This is a genomic window from Methylobacterium goesingense (assembly GCF_022179225.1).
GTDB lineage: Bacteria > Pseudomonadota > Alphaproteobacteria > Rhizobiales > Beijerinckiaceae > Methylobacterium > Methylobacterium goesingense.
The window spans coordinates 15,332-30,964 of sequence record NZ_BPQL01000084.1; the positions used below are offsets into that span (position 1 = coordinate 15,332).

Genomic DNA, 15,633 nt, shown 5'->3' on the forward strand with positions numbered 1-15,633 from the left:
TCGGGGCGTCAAGTCCGGGCGTAGGCGGCCGCGTCCGCCACTTGCTCAGGGGTCGGTGTCACGCCGGTGTAGCGGATGAACTGCTCCAAACCCTGAAGCACGAGGACCGCGTGTCCGGTGATGCAGGATTTACCGGCGCGCTCGGCCGCGACCAGGAAAGGCGTGCGTGCCGGCAGTGCCACGACGTCGAAGGCGATCGCGCAGGCCGCGACCGCGTCGAGCGGGAATGCCAGTGCATCCGCGTCCGGCCCGTCCATGCCGATCGGGGTGACGTTGACGAGAAGGGGGGCCGTCCGCCCGTCGAGATCGGTCGCGAACGCGTACCCGTAGCGTTCCGCCAGGGCGGCGCCGGCCTGCGTGTTGCGCGCGAGGATCGTTCCGTTCCGAAATCCCCCATCCCGCAAGGCCGCGACAACTGCCTTGGCCATGCCGCCCGAGCCACGCAGCAGGCACGGCGTCGCGGGATCAACCGCATGTTCCGTGAGAAGCCGCCGGACCGCGACGTAGTCGGTGTTGAAGCCCGTCAGGCGACCGTCGTCGTTGACGATGGTGTTCACGCTCTTGATCGCCTGCGCGGAGGGATCGAGGGCGTCGAGGAGCGGGATCACCGCCTCCTTGAACGGCATCGAGACTGCGCATCCGCGAATTCCGAGGGCGCGGATGCCGCCGATGGCGCCTGCCAGATCGGTGGTGGTGAAGGCCTTGTAGACGTAGTCGAGCCCGAGCAGGGCGTAGAGTCGGTTGTGGAAGCGCGAGCCGAAATGTCCCGGCCGGCCGGACAGCGACATGCAAAGTCGCGTGTCCCGCCCGATCGGCGGGCGCGGGGGCAGGTGTTCGACTGGGCGTTCCTGGGGACCGGTCACGCGCTCAGGGCTGGGAGCCGGCGAAGAACTTTGGGTCTAGGGCGGACAGCGCCAGCAGGGGCGGCGGCATGATCACGCCGGCGACCCGCATGGTCCGGGCGGCGGCACGGCAGGTCGCCTGATCGTTGGCCGCGGCCGCTGCGTCGATCTTGGCGATCAGCGCCTCGTCCGGCTTTGGGCTCGGAGCCGGCGCGGCGGGGGGCGGGGGGTTCTTTGCGGCAGCGTTGGCCTGGGCCAGCACGGCCATGCCGTCCTTCAAGGTCTTGTCGCCCCCTGTAGACTTGTCGTCCCGTACGGTCTTGGCATCGCTCGCCGTCGCAGCCGGAGCCGGGGCTTCGCTGCCCGGTGCCTTGGCCTGCGTGGTCGGCGGTGCGCTGAGGCCGGCGCTCTGCTGCGGCTGGCCGCCCGACGCGGAGGGCTGACCCTCGCTCTTGCCGGACGGATTGGAGACCGCCGTGGCCTGCGACGCCGGGGTCGCGGCCTCTTGCTTCTTCTCCTCGGGCTTCTTCACGAAGGCCACGAGTTCCTGGCAGAGGTTCGCCGGCCCGGCTGAGGGCGCCGGGGCCGGAGCGGCATCCTGCGCGAAGGCGCTCGGCGCCATCAGTGTCGACGAGAGCAGAAGCGCGACGAAGGGCAGGCGATGGATCATGCTCGGTCCCCTGGAATCCAGGCACAACGGAAGGGCTGTCGGCCCAAGTCGTGGGTCGACGCGCGGGTCTCGTGCCAAATCCGCTCGATCTACAGGATGGCGAATTCGGATCTTCGCTCCGAACGCCGCAAGGACGCGTCGGATTAGGCCACCGCTCGGACCGAGCGGCAGCTGGGTCAGGAGCGCTTCGGGTGCGACGGCTCGCCAGTGGCCTTGCCGTGAGCCGACTCACTCGTGTCGTTGGTGCTCGGATTGCCGGTCCACTTCTCGCCCACGAGGTTGGCGCCCGGCTCCGAGACGCGCGCGCCCGTGGTGGCGAAGGCCTGATAGGCGAACTTCTGGTTGCTGGTCAGGGCATACATGGCCGCGACACCAAGTCCGATCGCGGCGATCACGGCGACGATGAAGGCTTTCATGAATCGTATTCCTCGCCGCCGCCGGTGCGGCCCGATTGCGTTATTCGGCCGGGGCCGGGTGACGACGGCCACCGCCGATTTGCGGTCCGCTCAAGGTCTTGGCCTGCTCCTGCTCGACCCAGAGGTCGTGGTGCGCGCGCGCCCAGGCGAGATCGACCTCGCCGCTGCCCATGGCGTCGTAGGCGCCTTTCATGCCGAGGGTGCCGATGTAGATGTGCGCCAGGATGCCGGCGATGAAGACGATGCCGATCAGCGAGTGGATCACCTGCATGACCTGCATGCCGTTGATATCGAGGAGCGCGAAGGGGAACAGCATCATCACGCCGGTGAGGCTCATGGCGGCGCCGAAGCCGGCGACCATCCAGAACACGCCCTTCTGGCCGGCGTTGAAGCGGGCCGCGTGGGGGTGCTTCTTGCCGATGAATCCGCCGCCGGCCTTGATCCAGGCCCAGTCGATGCGGTTGGGTATGTTGTCCTTGATCCAGACGACGAACATCATCGCGACGCCGAACATGAACGGCCAGGCGAGATAGACGTGGCTGTACTTGGCCCACTGGGCCAGGGCACCGAAGGCCTCGGGGCCGATCAGCGGCATCAGCAGGCGCTTGCCGAAGATGTAGTTCAGGCCCGACAGCGACAGGATGATGAAGCACACCGCCGTCATCCAGTGCGTGAAGCGCTCGAAGGCGTTGAAGCGCAGGATCTTGCGCCCCGATTCCTGGGTGTCATCGGTGAGGATGCGGCCGCGCCAGAGGAAGAACGCCCCCAGCGCCGCGACCATGCCGAGGATGAAGATCGCGCCGATCCAGGGCAGGTAGCCCTCGCGGAACGACTGGTACTCGCGGCCCTGCGGCTGGATCAGGTTCGCGGCCTTGCCGTCCGGGATGCTGACCCGGCCAGTGATCTTGTCCGCGTTCTTGAAGAGAAATTCCTCGTTCACCGAATCGGCCGTGGGCTTGGCGCCCATCGGGTTCTGGCCGTCCTTGGTGATCGGGTTCTGCGCCTGGACGGGCGCAAACGCCCCCGGCGCGACGAGGAGCGTCGTGGCGAGGACGAGGGTGCTGAGAAGCGTGACTGCCCGCCGCATCGGCGTTCCTTTCGCGTGTCGTGTCGTCCGGGAAAGCCGCGTGGGCGGCGATCCCTTGTGCATGTCCGTGGCGATCAGATCGCGACGGTCTCGCGGTAGGCCGTCTTCCAGCCCCAGGCGCCGGAGCCGTAGCCGCGCTTGATGACGCGCTGCTTGTAGATCTCGGCGATCATCTCGCCGTCGCCGGCGAGCAGGGCCTTGGTCGAACACATCTCGGCGCAGAGCGGCAGCTTGCCCTCGGCCAGACGGTTCGAACCGTACTTCTCGTACTCCGTCACCGACAGGTCCGGCTCCGGGCCGCCCGAGCAGTAGGTGCACTTGTCCATCTTGCCGCGCGAACCGAAGTTCCCGACGCGCGGATACTGGGGTGCGCCGAACGGGCAAGCATAGAAGCAGTAGCCGCAGCCGATGCAGATATCCTTGGAGTGCAGCACCACGGCATCCGCCGTGGTGTAGAAGCAGTTCACCGGGCACACGGCGGCGCAGGGCGCGTCGGTGCAGTGCATGCACGCCATGGAGACCGAGCGCTCGCCCGGCTTGCCGTCGTTCAGCGTCACGACGCGACGGCGGTTGATGCCCCAAGGCACCTCGTGCTCGTTCTTGCACGCGGTGACGCAGGCGTTGCACTCGATGCAACGGTCGGCGTCACAGAGGAACTTCATACGGGCCATAATGGATGCGCTCCTCTCACGCGGCCTTGATCTGGCACAGGGTACACTTCGTTTCCTGCATGCCCGTCACAGGATCGAAGCCGTAGGTGGTCACCGAGTTCACGCTCTCGCCGAGCACCACCGGGTCGGTGCCCTTCGGGTAGTAGTCGCGCATGTCCTTGCCTTCGTACCAACCCGAGAAGTGGAAGGGCATGAAGGCGACGCCCTTGCCGACGCGGTCGGTGACCAGCGCCTTCATCTTGGCTTTGGAGCTGTTCTCCGCGCCCGTGACCCAAACCCAGGCACCGTCCTTGATGCCGCGCTCGGCGGCGTCCCCGGTGTTGATCTCGACGAACATGTCCTGCTGCAATTCGGCGAGCCAGGGGTTCGAGCGGGTCTCCTCGCCACCGCCCTCGTATTCGACCAAGCGACCCGAGGTGAGGATGATGGGGAAGTCGCGCGCGATGTTCCGCTCGACCGCCGCCTTCTGCACCGAAAAGCCGATATTGGGCATGCGGAGCTGACGCTCGTCGGGGCGGGTCGGGTATTTCGCCACGAGATCGGGGCGCGAGGTGTAGACCGGCTCCCGGTGCACCGGCACCGGGTCGGGCAGGTTCCAGGCATTCGCACGGGCCTTGCCGTTGCCGAACGGGATCACGCCGTGGTCGAGGCAGACCCGCTGGATGCCGCCCGACAGGTCGGTGGCCCAGCTCACGGTGTCGGGCTTGTCACCACCGATCTTCAGGATCGTGGCGAGTTCGTCCGGCCGAAGGTCCTTGTCCCAGCCGAGCTTCTTGAACACGCCGAAGGTGAATTCGGGGTAGCCGTCCGTGAGGTCGGACCCCTTGGTGAAGCTGTCCTCGGCCAGAAGCGTCTGCCCGTTGCGCTCGGTCCCGAAGCGGGCGCGGAAGGTGCTGCCACCCTCCTTCACGTGCAGGCTCGTATTGTAGAGGATCGGCGAGCCGGGGTGCTTGAGTTCGGGCTTGCCCCAGCAGGGCCAGGGAAGGCCGTAATACTCGCCTCCGACCTCCGGATCATCCTTCGGGGCGCGCAGGGTGATGAGGTCGAACTTGGCCTGATTGCGCATATGCGCCTTCAGACGCTCCGGGCTCTGCCCGGAATAGCCCGTCGACCAGCCGCCGCGGTTGATCTCACGCAGGAGATCCTCGGCGTCGGGGACGTTGTTGTTGACCTTGATGCCCTTGAACAGGGTGTCGGCGAAACCGAGTTTCTTGGCCAGGAGATACAGGACTTCGTAGTCGTTCTTCGACTCGAATGCCGGCTTCACGATCTGCTCGCCCCACTGGATCGTACGGTTCGAGGCGGTCCGCGAACCCTCCATCTCGAGCGAGGTGCAAATCGGTAAAAGGTAGGTGTTGTCCTGGCGAGCGTCCAAGGCCGCGAACGTGGTCGGGTGGGGATCGGCCACGACCAGCAGCTCGAGCTTGTTCATGCCCTCGATCGCCTCGGGCAGACGCGTGACCGTGTTACCGCCGTGGCCGAAGACCATGAAGGCCTTGACCGGGCTGCGCTGGTCGATCTGCTCGGGCGGCAGGTTCACGGCATCGAACCACCGGGTCGAGGTGATGCCGGGCGCCTCCATGTTCTCCTTGCGGGTGCGCGCCTTGCGGCCGGCTTGAGCGGGCACTTCGTCGAAGCGGGATTGCAGCCACTCGTAGGGCACGTCCCAGACCCGGGCCCAGTGCCGCCAGCCGCCTTCGACGAGGCCGTAGTAGAGCGGCAGCGACGTGACATCGAGGCCCATGTCGGTGGCCCCCTGCACGTTGGTGTGCCCGCGGAAGATGTTGGCGCCCGTGCCCGGCTTGCCGACGTTGCCGGTGGCCAGACACAGGATGCAGAGCGCGCGCACGTTGGCGGTGCCGACCGTGTGCTGGGTCGCGCCCATGCACCAGATCAAGGTGGCGGGCTTCTCCTTGGCGAACATCTCCGCCACGCGGCGCAGTTGCTCCCCGGGCACACCGGAGACGCGCTCGACTTCCTCCGGATTCCACTTCGCGACTTCCTTGCGGACGTCGTCCATCGCGTACACGCGCTGGGCAATGAACTCCTTGTCCTCCCAGCCGTTCTGGAAGACGTGCCAGAGGATGCCCCAGACCACCGGGATGTCGGTGCCCGAGCGGATGCGCACGTACTCGGTGGCGTGGGCGGCGGTGCGGGTGAAGCGCGGATCGATGACGATCATGTTCGCGCGGTTGATCTCCTTGCCCGACAGCACGTGCTGCATGGAGACCGGGTGCGCCTCGGCGGGGTTGCCGCCCAGGATGATCATCGTCTTGGCGTTGCGGATGTCATTGTAGGAGTTCGTCTGGGCGCCGTAGCCCCAGGTGTTGGCGACACCCGCCACCGTGGTCGAGTGGCAGATGCGGGCCTGGTGATCGACGGAGTTCGTGCCCCAGAAGGCGCCGAACTTGCGCATCAGGTAGGCGGCTTCGTTGGTGAACTTGGCCGAGCCGAGCCAGTAGACGGAATCGGCGCCGTTCTTCTCGCGGATGGCGCCGAGCTTGTCGCCGATCTCCTCGATGGCCTGCTCCCAGGACACCCGCTGCCACTGCCCACCGACGAGCTTCATCGGGTATTTGAGGCGACGATCCGAGGAGACGAGCTCACGGATCGCCGCGCCCTTGGCGCAGTGCGTGCCGCGATTGATCGGGCTGGCGTAGGATGGCTCCTGGCCGACCCAGACGCCGTTGACGACTTCGGCCGTCACGGTACAGCCGACCGAGCAGTGGGTGCAGATGTTCTTCTTCACCTGCACGTCCGGCCCCGTCGCTGACGAGCCGGCCGCACGCGCCTGCCGCACGGCGCCGAGCTGGATCGTGCCGGCCGCCGCCAGGGCCCCGGCGGTGAGCCCGGACTTCTTCAGGAAGCCGCGACGGTCGAGGACCCCGGCGGCGAGGCCGGCCGCGACGGCCTGGTGCTTGGTGCGGCTCGCCTCGCCGCTCTTGCGCTTGGTCAGCATCGCAGACTCACTTCTTTCCGGCGGCGTTGGTGCTGTTCTGGATCGTTTCGTAGCCGTTGGTCCGGTAGAACGCCTTCACCTCGTCGCTGAGGCGATAGCGCGACCGGGTCTCGTCCGTGCCCGGATCGTAGGCCTTGGCCTCGGTGGCGGTCATCGGCGCGGTCGAGACGCCGACCGCCGCCGCCACCGTTCCGCCGCCGAGCGCCCGGAAGAACTGGCGACGACCGAGCTGGTCCTTCTGTTCCTGTCCCATCGTCGACACTCCTCAGGAAGCGGCAGCCGCGAAGGCGCGCGCCTCGATCAATCGGTCTACGGATGCCGCCTCAGGCATCCATGGCGAAGGCCGCAGCCTCGATTTCCACGAAGGCGCGCCCGAGGGCGCCCACCGCACGATAGACATGCGCCGCGCGGGCGCGTTCCAGATCCGCGAAGAAGCGCCCCGCCCAGGGGGCGAGGTGCCGCTGGAAGAACGCCCGCTCGGCTCCGGCCTCGGCCGGAAAACGTCCGGCCGCGAGGCCGGCCATCACATCGAGGAGGATCGCGAGGTGATCCTCCGGTTCGGTCATCGCCTCGTCGCGCTCGATCCCGAGGGACGCGAGGTCGTCCCGGACCCGGGCGAGGGGACGCTCGTTGAGGAAGCCGGTGAGGTAATAGGAGGCGTAGGGGAGGAGCTCGCCGCGCCCGACACCGATGAACAGGTCGAAATATTCCCGCTCGACCGCCTTCACGGTCGCGGACTCCGCCAGCGCACCGAGCGCGGCGACTTCCCGCCCAAGCACGCTGTCGCCGCCCTTCAGGCCCGCGAGTGCCCCGAGCAACGGCGCGTCCGGTGCCCGACCGAGCAAGACGGCGAGGAGATCATATTGCTGTGCACGCAGAAGATCGACGTCGTCCACGGTCAAGCTCACGTGACCGCCAGAGTGGATCGCCGCAGACATGCTGAGATCGCTGTCTGCCGATGCCTCTGAACGCGGCGCAACGGAACGCATTCCACTCCTCGATCCAATCCGTCCCGGGCCGGCCCTCTCGAGGAACCTGCTACTTTGTATCTATGATAAAAAGCGTTTGCATCGGCTGCAATCGCGAATCTGTCGTTCAGACCGGCATTGCCCCGCCATGGCGTCGCAGCCGCGATACAATTGCGGGCGATTGAAATGGCTCGACCTGATCCGGGGAGGGATTACGCGCCGGCTGCACGATGGGCTCGGCCATATCGGGCGGAGGTGCGGCCGGGAGCGCGGCGGGGAGTTCGGCCTCGGCCGCGACGCCGGATTCATCGGCCGGCTCGGTCTGGCTCGGATCGGGCGCAACCGGCGTCGACGGTGGGGGACCGGTGATCACGCGCTCGACCATCGCCTTGATGTCGTCGGTCAGCAGCATCGGACCGAGTCCCGGCACGCCGCCCGGCGTATTCCAGTCGTAGGCATAGTCCCGCGCCTCGCTGACGAAGTCGCGGATGCCGGAATCGACGGACCACATCTTGCGCAGCGCGGCATTCCGCAGGGCGGAGGGAATGCCGGCGCGCAGGAAGGGGGCGAGGTCGGTCTGCGCCGTCAGGTCCTCGAGCTTCGGCAGACGGGCGATCGCCTCGGCCAAGGCGTCGGCCTCGTCAGCGGCACCCGGCAGCATTGCGGGATCACCCTGCGCGGAGGCGGCGGGGAGGGACGTTTCCGCCTCGGGAGAGGGTAAAGCCGCCGCGCGGGCAGCCTGCTCGGCCTCCCGGTGCGCGGCCTCTTCGGCCGCCTGTCTCGCGACCTCTTCTGCCGCCTGGACCGCCCGCTTGCGCCGGGACCAGCGTGAGAGGATGCCGTCGCTCATTCCCCGCGCCCCTCGCCACGGCCCTTGCCCTGTCCGCCGCGCGCCAGGGCTTCCGGATCGGCCCGGTCGCGCTTGCGCTTCTCGAACTTGCGCTCGATGTGGAAAGCTTCGAAGAACGCCTGAAGCACGCCCTGCGACTCAACCGGCATCGGAACCGCCTCGACGATCTCGCCGATGCCCTCCGCCATCGATTCCCCTTCGTAGGGGTCCGCGGTCACGGCCGCGACCTCGTAGCGATCCTCGTCGAGCTTGCGCAGCGCGACCCACAGGGCAGGGCGGCCGGAGACGAGGTTGTCGCGGTAATGCGAGGTCTCGGCCGGATGGAGCAGGACGTCGAAGGCGCCGGCGTAGAACACCGCCTCCTCCTCGGTTTCGGAGAGTTTGGTCCAGGCCGCCACGGGTGGTGCTGCCGGCAGGACCGCGACGGGCATCCAGGCGTGACTTGCCCAGGGGCCGCGCAGGCGCCGGCGGGCCACCAGCACGCCGACTTCGAAGTGGTTCTCGGGCATCGCCTCTTCCTTCACGCGTCGGGACAATGCGCCGGGGCGCCGTTCGGGCCTCAGGAACCGGACGGGAGGCCCGCGAGGGGCAGCCCGACGATCAGGTTCTGCGGTTTCAGGGTGACGAGATTGGCCGGGCTGGCGGCAAGCAGCAGGTAGACCGGCCGGTCGCCGACCGCCGGGTCCACGCGCTGCGGGTCCGCGAAGGTCAGGCGAAAGATCGCGATCACCCGCGCCCGATCGGCCTCGTCCACCGCCTGTCCGCGCCAGAGCGCGTTGCCGATCCGCGTCGCCTCGGCGTCGAGGCCGACGAACCAGCGCCAGTCGGAATCCTCCAGCGCCTCGAGGGGTTCGACCCGGACCTCCAGGTTCAGCAGATGGCCGATGAAGGCCTCGATCACGCGGGCGAGCCCCGCACGGCTCGGGGCGCTGGAGCCGAGGTTCAGCGCCATCGAGAAGGCGTCCGAGCGGCTCCAGTAGCTCCAGGCATTCTCGGCGTTGAGAATGTCGAGCTCGTTGGCCGCCTCCTTGCCGAGCATCGTCACCAGGGGCGACAGCGGCGCCGAGCCTTCCCGCGCCTCGATCACCTCGGAATCGGCGAGGAGGACAGCCCCGTCGAGGCGGCTCACGCGCTGTGCCCGGAAGAACAGCTCGGCGGCGCGCAGGACGAAGGGGTCGTCGCATCCGTCGAGGGCGTTGCGCAGGATGAGGTGGACGAGCTGGTTCAGGAACAGCGAGGGCGTACCCTGCAGGCCGCCGCGCACGAGGTCGAGATAGGCCGCCTCGATGGAGCGCGCGGCGAGCAGGCGATCGCGGAAGGCGAGCAGCACCGCCCAGTTCTCGCGCGCGTCCGCATCGGCGATGGCCGCCACCGCCTCCGGCGGGACGGCCCGGCGCGGTTCCGCGCGCAGGTCCGCGTACAGCCGGCGCTCGGCGTCGCAGGCGTCCTCCGGTGGAATGAGTTCGGGCCGGGCGAGATACGCGAGGATGAGTTCGTCCGTCACGCCGAGGCCGCCACCCTCCGTGCGCCGGGTGAGATGATGGCCGCTCGAGACCCAGAACTCGGTCATCGCGCTGTCCTCGGCTGTCTGGTCGTGGGCATGGCTCAGGTTTCCGGTCGGGTGCGCGCGAGGCCGATCAGGTCCGCCCGCTCCTCGGGCTCCTCCTCATCGGTCTCGATGAACTGGAAGGCACGGGCATGGGCGTGCAGGCGGTCGGCTCCCGGCAGGGCGGGATCGCGCTGATGCAGGGTGCGGAAGGCTTCCGCGATCTCCCCGTCCCGCACGGTGCGGTGCATCGCCACGACGCTGCCGACGGGCAGGTTGCAGAGCGAGGCGGCGAAGGCGACCTCCTCGTGTGCCGCAGCCCGTGCGGCTTCGCGGTCCGGGGCGCCGAGGCGCTCGTGGATGTGCCGGGCGAGATCCTCCACGGCCGCGTCCCGCTCCGCCTCGCTGGCCTCGCTCACCACCACCAGCGTCGAGAACCCGAGGGAGGCGACCCCGACGAAGCCAGCGCGGAACGCCGCCCGGGCCTTGCCCTCCAACGCCGCGAGGTCCGCGTCCCAGAACAGGAACGAGCCCGTCACCGCCCACTCGCCGGGCTCCGCCGGGTGCGCGAACACGAAGGTGTCGGAGGGATCGAGGCGCAAGGTGCGCGGCAGCCTGAGAGCGCTCACAGCCGCACCGTCCCGGTCTCGGGGTCGCGCCAGGCCGGCTCGGCCAGGAGCGGCGCCAGCGGCCAGCGCTCCACGTCGTTCAGAATCACGTCGCCGCCCGGGTCGATCCGCGCGGCCACGCCCTGCGGCACCGGCAGATGGGCGAGGTAGCGCCCGGCCAGATCGCCGAATCCGGCCTCCGACCAGCCGTCGAAGGCCCGGATGAGGTTGCGGGCGAAGCTCTCGACGAGCGGCACCGCGATGCCGGCGGGAAAGCCCTCCTCGTCGAGGGCGGTCGAGTCCGGCGTCAGGCCGGGATCGCCCGCCGCCGCTTTCGACAGGATCAGCATGCCGGAAAAGACCAGCCATTCGGGCACCGCGTCCTCGGCGCAGGCGTCCGGCGCGGCGAGCCGGCCGCCGCCGAGACGGGCCCCGTCGAACACCAGGGTATCGGGCCAGCGGAAGGTGAGGGGCATCTCGGGCGGGCCATGCGCCCCGACCGCGTCGGCGAACGCCACCATTCCGGCGAGGAACGCGCGCCGCGCCGAGACCAGGGCCTCCTCGGGCGCCAACACAACCGCGAAGTCGAGCACGTCGGCGCGCGCGACAACGATCAGCGTGCCGGCGGCCTCCGATCCCTCGCACCGCGCGAGGCGCACGGCCTCCGTGAAGGCATCGGCTGGCGATGGGAGCACCCGGAGGCCGAAGGCGGGCGGCAGCACGGGCAGGAAGGTGGCGGCCTCGATCGAGGGAGAGGGCATGCGGCGCAGATCAGGGCTCGAAAGGGTCACGGGTCCGTCGCACGCACATGTTCCGGGAAAGCATGCGCCGCAATGGACAGGCGGCGCGGCAAGATGGGCGTCATCGGTGTCCCGCGATTGGCACGCGGGCTGCGCCGGTGTGTCGGATCGTCGTTTTGAACGTTTCGAGTCTATATAAGAGACCGACGATCCTGCGAAGGGCCCTCCGCCCGCGCCGCATGTTTCCCCCGAACGCAAGGTTTCCCGCGTGTCCGACCGTATCGTGTTCGCCTGTTCCTGCGAGAGGACGATGCCGCTCGATGCCGAGGTCATCGGGCGCGGCTGCGGGGGCCGGTTGAAGACCGCCGACCAGCTCTGCGGGCGTGAACTGGACCGGGTCCGCGAGGCGCTCGGCACCGGCGCGCCGGTCACGATCTCCTGCACCTTGCAGGCCCCGCTCTTCGACGAGGTCGCCGCCGAACTCGGAGCCGAGGATCGGGTCAGCTACGCCAAGATCCGCGAGACCGCCGGCTGGTCGAGTCAGGCCAAGGCCGCCGGCCCGAAGATGGCGGCCCTGCTTGCCGCCTGTGCGGAGCCGCTGCCGGATGCCGCCACGGTGGCGATCGAGAGCCAGGGCGTGGCGCTGATCTACGGTCGCGACGCCACCGCCATCGAGGCCGGGCGGCGCCTCGCCGAGCACCTCGATGTGACCGTGCTGCTCACCCGGCCCGAAGCGGTGGAGCCGCCGCAGCGCAACGACTTCCCCGTGGTGAGGGGCACCATCGCGGGCGCGAAGGGCCGCCTCGGGGCCTTCGACCTGCGCATCGACGATTACGCGCTGCCCGCTCCGTCTTCGCGCACCCACCTGGAATTCGGCGCCGGCCGCAGCGGCGCCACCTCCACCTGCGACATCCTCATCGATCTGACCGGCGGCACGGCGCTGTTTCCGGCCCACGAGGTCCGGCTCGGCTACTTGCGCGCCGACCCGCGCGACCCGGCCGCCGTCGAGCGAGTGGTCGGCCAGGCCTCCCACCTCGTCGGCACCTTCGACAAGACGCGCTTCGTCGACTTCCACGCCGACCTCTGCGCCCATTCCCGCTCGCGGATCACCGGCTGTACCCGCTGCCTCGAGGTCTGTCCCACCGGCGCCATCGCGCCGGCCGGCGACACCGTGGCGATCGATCCTTACATCTGCGCCGGCTGCGGCAACTGTGCTTCCGTCTGCCCGACCGGAGCGGCGGCCTACGCGCTGCCCCCGGCCGACGCCCTGATGCGGCGCCTGCGCACCCTGATGCTCGCCTACGGTGCGGCCGGGGGCCGCGCGCCCACGGTGCTGTTCCACGACGGCGACCACGGTGAACCGCTGATCGACGCGCTGGCCCGCCACGGCGACGGCCTGCCTGCCGATGTGCTGCCGGTGCGCGTCAACGAGATCACCCAACTCGGGCCCGAGACCTTCGCGGCGCTCCTCGCCTACGGGGCGACCGGCGTCCGCCTTCTGGCGCGCGCCCGACCGAAGCACGACCTCGAGAGTCTGCAGCGGGTCGTGGCTTTGGGCGACCTCCTGGCCCAGGGCCTCGGCTACGGCGGCCCGGCAGGCGCCCCGGTGGTATCGATCATCGAGACCGACGACCCGGACGCCCTGGCGGCAGCCCTGTCCGAGGCCGCGCCCGGAACACCCGCCCGGGCGCCCGCCCGGTTCATGCCGGTGGGGGCCAAGCGCGAGGTGCTGCGCTTCGCCTTCAACGAGATGCACGCGGCCGCCCCCTTGCCGGTGCCCCGGATCGCCCTCGGTGCCGGCGCGCCGTTCGGCGGACTGAACTTCCGCACCGAGGATTGCACGCTCTGCCTGGCCTGCGTCGGCGCCTGCCCGACCCACGCGCTCTCGGACAGCGCCGAGCGGCCCTTCCTCGGCTTCGAGGAGAGCCTCTGCGTTCAGTGCGGCCTCTGCGCCAACACCTGTCCGGAGAACGTGATCGACCTGATGCCCGGTGTGGACTTCGAGGCCTGGAAGGCGCCGCGCCGAGTGGTGAAGGAAGAAGAGCCCTTCGCCTGTATCACCTGCGCCAAGCCCTTCGGCACCCGCAGCACCATCGAGCGCGTGGTCGAGAAGCTGCGTGACCGGCACTGGATGTTCACGGGTCCGGCCGGCGAGGCCCGTGTCCGCGCCCTGATGATGTGCGAGGATTGCCGCGTCGAGGTCGCCGTGAACCAGGGCTTCGATCCCCATGCCGGCCCCGAACGCGACAAACCCCGCACGACGGAGGATTACCTGCGCGAGCGCGGTCCGCAGTGAGGCGAACGCACCGCGCATGATCGGCGCCCCGCACTGGCGGAGCATGCGGTCGGAGGATCTGCCCGGTATCCACCACCTCGCCACGGCGCTGTTCCCCGACCACCCGGAAGACGTCGCGCGCTTCGCCGAGCGGCTGGCGCTCGGGGGCGACCTCTGCCTGACCCTGGCGGACGCGGAGAGCAACATCGGCGGCTACGCGATCGCCTATCCGTGGCCCCTCGGCCGCATTCCTGCCCTGAACCGGCCCCTCGACGGGCTGCGTGGGTCGGGGGATGCGATCTACCTGCACGATCTCGGAGTTCATCCCGACTTCTGCGGCGCCGGGCACGCGCGCGCCGGCCTCGCGCTGCTCGTCGCGCGGGCGCGCATGGCGGGCGCTGGCACCATCGCCCTCGTGGCTGTGAACGCGTCGGCAGAATTTTGGTGGAGACGGGGCTTTATGCACACCGATGTCGAGCTGGCCCTGGCGGTAAAGCTCGCGAGCTACGGGGCCGGCGCCCGCTACATGGTGATGCCGGTTTAAAACGCCTCAGGGTGCCGCCGTCGCCCGCTCCAGGAACCGGACCAGAGCCTCGCGGTCCTCGGCGCTGGTAATGGTTTGCTCCGGCATCCGGGTGCCGGGCGTGTACCGCGCGGGGCCGACCTCGAACAGCCGCGCGATGGTGCGCGCGTCCCAGACGATGTCCATGCCCTTGAGGGCGTCCGAGTAGCGGTAGTCCGGCGCCGTGGCGATGCGTCGGCCGATGATGCCCGCGAGCGACGGGCCGGCGCGAGGGCCATCCTCTGGGCGCAGGGCGTGGCAGGCGACGCAGGCGCGGAAGACCTCCGCACCCCGGTCGCCGTGATAGGCCGCCAGGGCATCGGCGGGACGCGGCATCGCCAGGGGGCCGATCGGCGCGCCGGTTCGTGCGTCCCAGCGACGGATCAGGCGATCGCCGCCGCCGGTCAGGAGTTCGCCTCCCTCCGGACGCCAAGCGACGGACCAGACCGGCAGGCCGGGCCCGACGAGGCGGGTCAGGACCGTGCCCGCCGCGCGGTCGATCACCGTCACGGCGCCCCCGGCCGAGGCGGCGGCGATGCGGGTGCCGTCCGGGGAGGGCGCGAGCGCGATGACCGGGTTCGGTCCGACATCGATCTCCGCCCGAACGCGGCCATCGGGCCGCAGCAGCCGGACGACGGCATCGCCCCCCGCCGCCGCAATCTCGCCGTCCTGCGTCACCGCCAGGGCGTTCAGCACCGTGGGCAGGGTGAACAAAACGGGGACGGCACCGGCATCATCCGCTAACGGCCAGACTCGCACGGTGGCGTCGTAGCCCGCCGAGACCGCGCGCCCATCGGGCAGGAACGCCACCGCGTTGACGTTGCCGTGGTGCCCCGCGAGGACCCGCGCAGGACCGCCCGACAGGGCGCGGATGCGGACCGTGCCGTCCCACGAGGACGAGGCCAGGGCGAGGCCGTCTGGCGCCAGCGCCAGGGCCGAGACCGGACCGGCATGCTCGGAAAAGACCCGCTCCGGCTCCGGCTGGCCAGCGCGCCAGAGGGCGATGCGGCCATCCTCCGAAGCGGTGGCGAAGCGGCCATCGGGGAGGGCGGCCACCGCGTTCACCGCCCCGTCGTGGAAGCGCAGCACCGTCAGGGCCGTTCCGGTCTCGATGCCCCACAGGATCGCGGCCTGATCGAAGCCACCGGAGATCGCGAGCGTACCGCCCGCCGCCACGGCGAGCGCCCGCACGGGGCCGCCATGCCCTCGCATCTGCGCGTCGGCAGAGGCGCCGAGGCCGAGCAGGATCGCGATGCCGACGATCGGCCCCCATCGCCTCGCGGACATCGAATCTCCCCGGCCGAACGCGTTTGACGCGGATCGTCCCGCGCGGGCGAACCCTAATCGATCCCTGACGCAGGTGTCGCCCGGCCACCGGCGAGACCCGGTGACGCGGTCGGCGGCGAGGGTGCTTGATCCCGGACCGGCGATGGCGCATC

Annotated in this window: 16 protein-coding genes; 2 read left to right on the plus strand and 14 right to left on the minus strand. The window is 69.7% G+C overall.

Annotated elements, in window-relative coordinates; all coding sequences use genetic code 11:
* Positions 1-8 precede the first annotated feature (8 nt).
* The 13 genes from MFF30_RS15745 to MFF30_RS15805 form a co-directional block, all read right to left on the minus strand.
* The gene (locus MFF30_RS15745; protein ID WP_283205908.1) at positions 9-863 is read right to left on the minus strand and encodes a shikimate 5-dehydrogenase; all 855 of its coding nucleotides are present in this window, start codon (positions 861-863) and stop codon (positions 9-11) included.
* A 4-nt stretch (positions 864-867) separates the two neighbouring features.
* Complete coding sequence (locus MFF30_RS15750; RefSeq protein WP_238280331.1) at positions 868-1,512, minus strand: hypothetical protein; 645 nt, start codon at positions 1,510-1,512, stop codon at positions 868-870.
* Positions 1,513-1,688: 176 nt separating this feature from the next.
* Positions 1,689-1,928: a hypothetical protein gene (locus MFF30_RS15755; RefSeq protein WP_238280332.1), complete on the minus strand. Its 240-nt coding sequence runs from the start codon at positions 1,926-1,928 to the stop codon at positions 1,689-1,691.
* Between the two features lie 40 nt (positions 1,929-1,968).
* The gene (locus MFF30_RS15760) at positions 1,969-3,015 is read right to left on the minus strand and encodes a formate dehydrogenase subunit gamma (protein WP_238280333.1); all 1,047 of its coding nucleotides are present in this window, start codon (positions 3,013-3,015) and stop codon (positions 1,969-1,971) included.
* Between the two features lie 74 nt (positions 3,016-3,089).
* A complete protein-coding gene (gene fdh3B, locus MFF30_RS15765; RefSeq protein WP_238280334.1) occupies positions 3,090-3,686 on the minus strand; it encodes a formate dehydrogenase FDH3 subunit beta in 597 nt (198 codons plus the stop codon).
* A 16-nt stretch (positions 3,687-3,702) separates the two neighbouring features.
* Complete coding sequence (locus MFF30_RS15770) at positions 3,703-6,645, minus strand: formate dehydrogenase subunit alpha (RefSeq protein WP_238280335.1); 2,943 nt, start codon at positions 6,643-6,645, stop codon at positions 3,703-3,705.
* Between the two features lie 7 nt (positions 6,646-6,652).
* Positions 6,653-6,898, minus strand: a complete 246-nt coding sequence (locus MFF30_RS15775) for a formate dehydrogenase (protein ID WP_238280336.1) — start codon at positions 6,896-6,898, stop codon at positions 6,653-6,655.
* Positions 6,899-6,968: 70 nt separating this feature from the next.
* Positions 6,969-7,541: a TorD/DmsD family molecular chaperone gene (locus tag MFF30_RS15780; protein WP_373320916.1), complete on the minus strand. Its 573-nt coding sequence runs from the start codon at positions 7,539-7,541 to the stop codon at positions 6,969-6,971.
* Between the two features lie 199 nt (positions 7,542-7,740).
* Positions 7,741-8,463 carry a DUF3306 domain-containing protein gene (locus MFF30_RS15785; protein ID WP_238280338.1) on the minus strand — a complete coding sequence of 241 codons (723 nt, stop codon included), beginning with the start codon at positions 8,461-8,463 and terminating at the stop codon, positions 7,741-7,743.
* Positions 8,460-8,972 carry a DUF3305 domain-containing protein gene (locus tag MFF30_RS15790; RefSeq protein ID WP_238280339.1) on the minus strand — a complete coding sequence of 171 codons (513 nt, stop codon included), beginning with the start codon at positions 8,970-8,972 and terminating at the stop codon, positions 8,460-8,462. Before MFF30_RS15790 ends, MFF30_RS15785 begins: the two co-directional genes overlap by 4 nt.
* A 50-nt stretch (positions 8,973-9,022) precedes the next feature.
* Entirely contained in the window at positions 9,023-10,033 is a 1,011-nt protein-coding gene (locus tag MFF30_RS15795; protein ID WP_238280340.1) for a DUF6352 family protein, read from the minus strand.
* A 35-nt stretch (positions 10,034-10,068) separates the two neighbouring features.
* On the minus strand, positions 10,069-10,638 hold the full coding sequence (locus tag MFF30_RS15800) for a DUF6505 family protein (protein WP_238280341.1): 570 nt from the start codon (positions 10,636-10,638) through the stop codon (positions 10,069-10,071).
* Complete coding sequence (locus MFF30_RS15805) at positions 10,635-11,378, minus strand: biotin/lipoate--protein ligase family protein (RefSeq protein WP_238280342.1); 744 nt, start codon at positions 11,376-11,378, stop codon at positions 10,635-10,637. The genes MFF30_RS15800 and MFF30_RS15805 overlap by 4 nt, the downstream gene beginning before the upstream one ends.
* 289 nt (positions 11,379-11,667) lie before the next feature.
* Here MFF30_RS15805 and MFF30_RS15810 point away from each other — a divergent pair, with 289 nt between their 5' ends.
* Together MFF30_RS15810 and MFF30_RS15815 are read left to right on the plus strand one after the other, a co-directional pair.
* Positions 11,668-13,653 carry a 4Fe-4S binding protein gene (locus MFF30_RS15810; RefSeq protein ID WP_238280343.1) on the plus strand — a complete coding sequence of 662 codons (1,986 nt, stop codon included), beginning with the start codon at positions 11,668-11,670 and terminating at the stop codon, positions 13,651-13,653.
* A 16-nt stretch (positions 13,654-13,669) separates the two neighbouring features.
* On the plus strand, positions 13,670-14,176 hold the full coding sequence (locus tag MFF30_RS15815) for a GNAT family N-acetyltransferase (RefSeq protein ID WP_238280344.1): 507 nt from the start codon (positions 13,670-13,672) through the stop codon (positions 14,174-14,176).
* 6 nt (positions 14,177-14,182) lie between these two features.
* Here MFF30_RS15815 and MFF30_RS15820 read toward each other — a convergent pair whose 3' ends face one another.
* The gene (locus MFF30_RS15820) at positions 14,183-15,481 is read right to left on the minus strand and encodes a c-type cytochrome (protein WP_238280345.1); all 1,299 of its coding nucleotides are present in this window, start codon (positions 15,479-15,481) and stop codon (positions 14,183-14,185) included.
* Positions 15,482-15,633 lie beyond the last annotated feature (152 nt).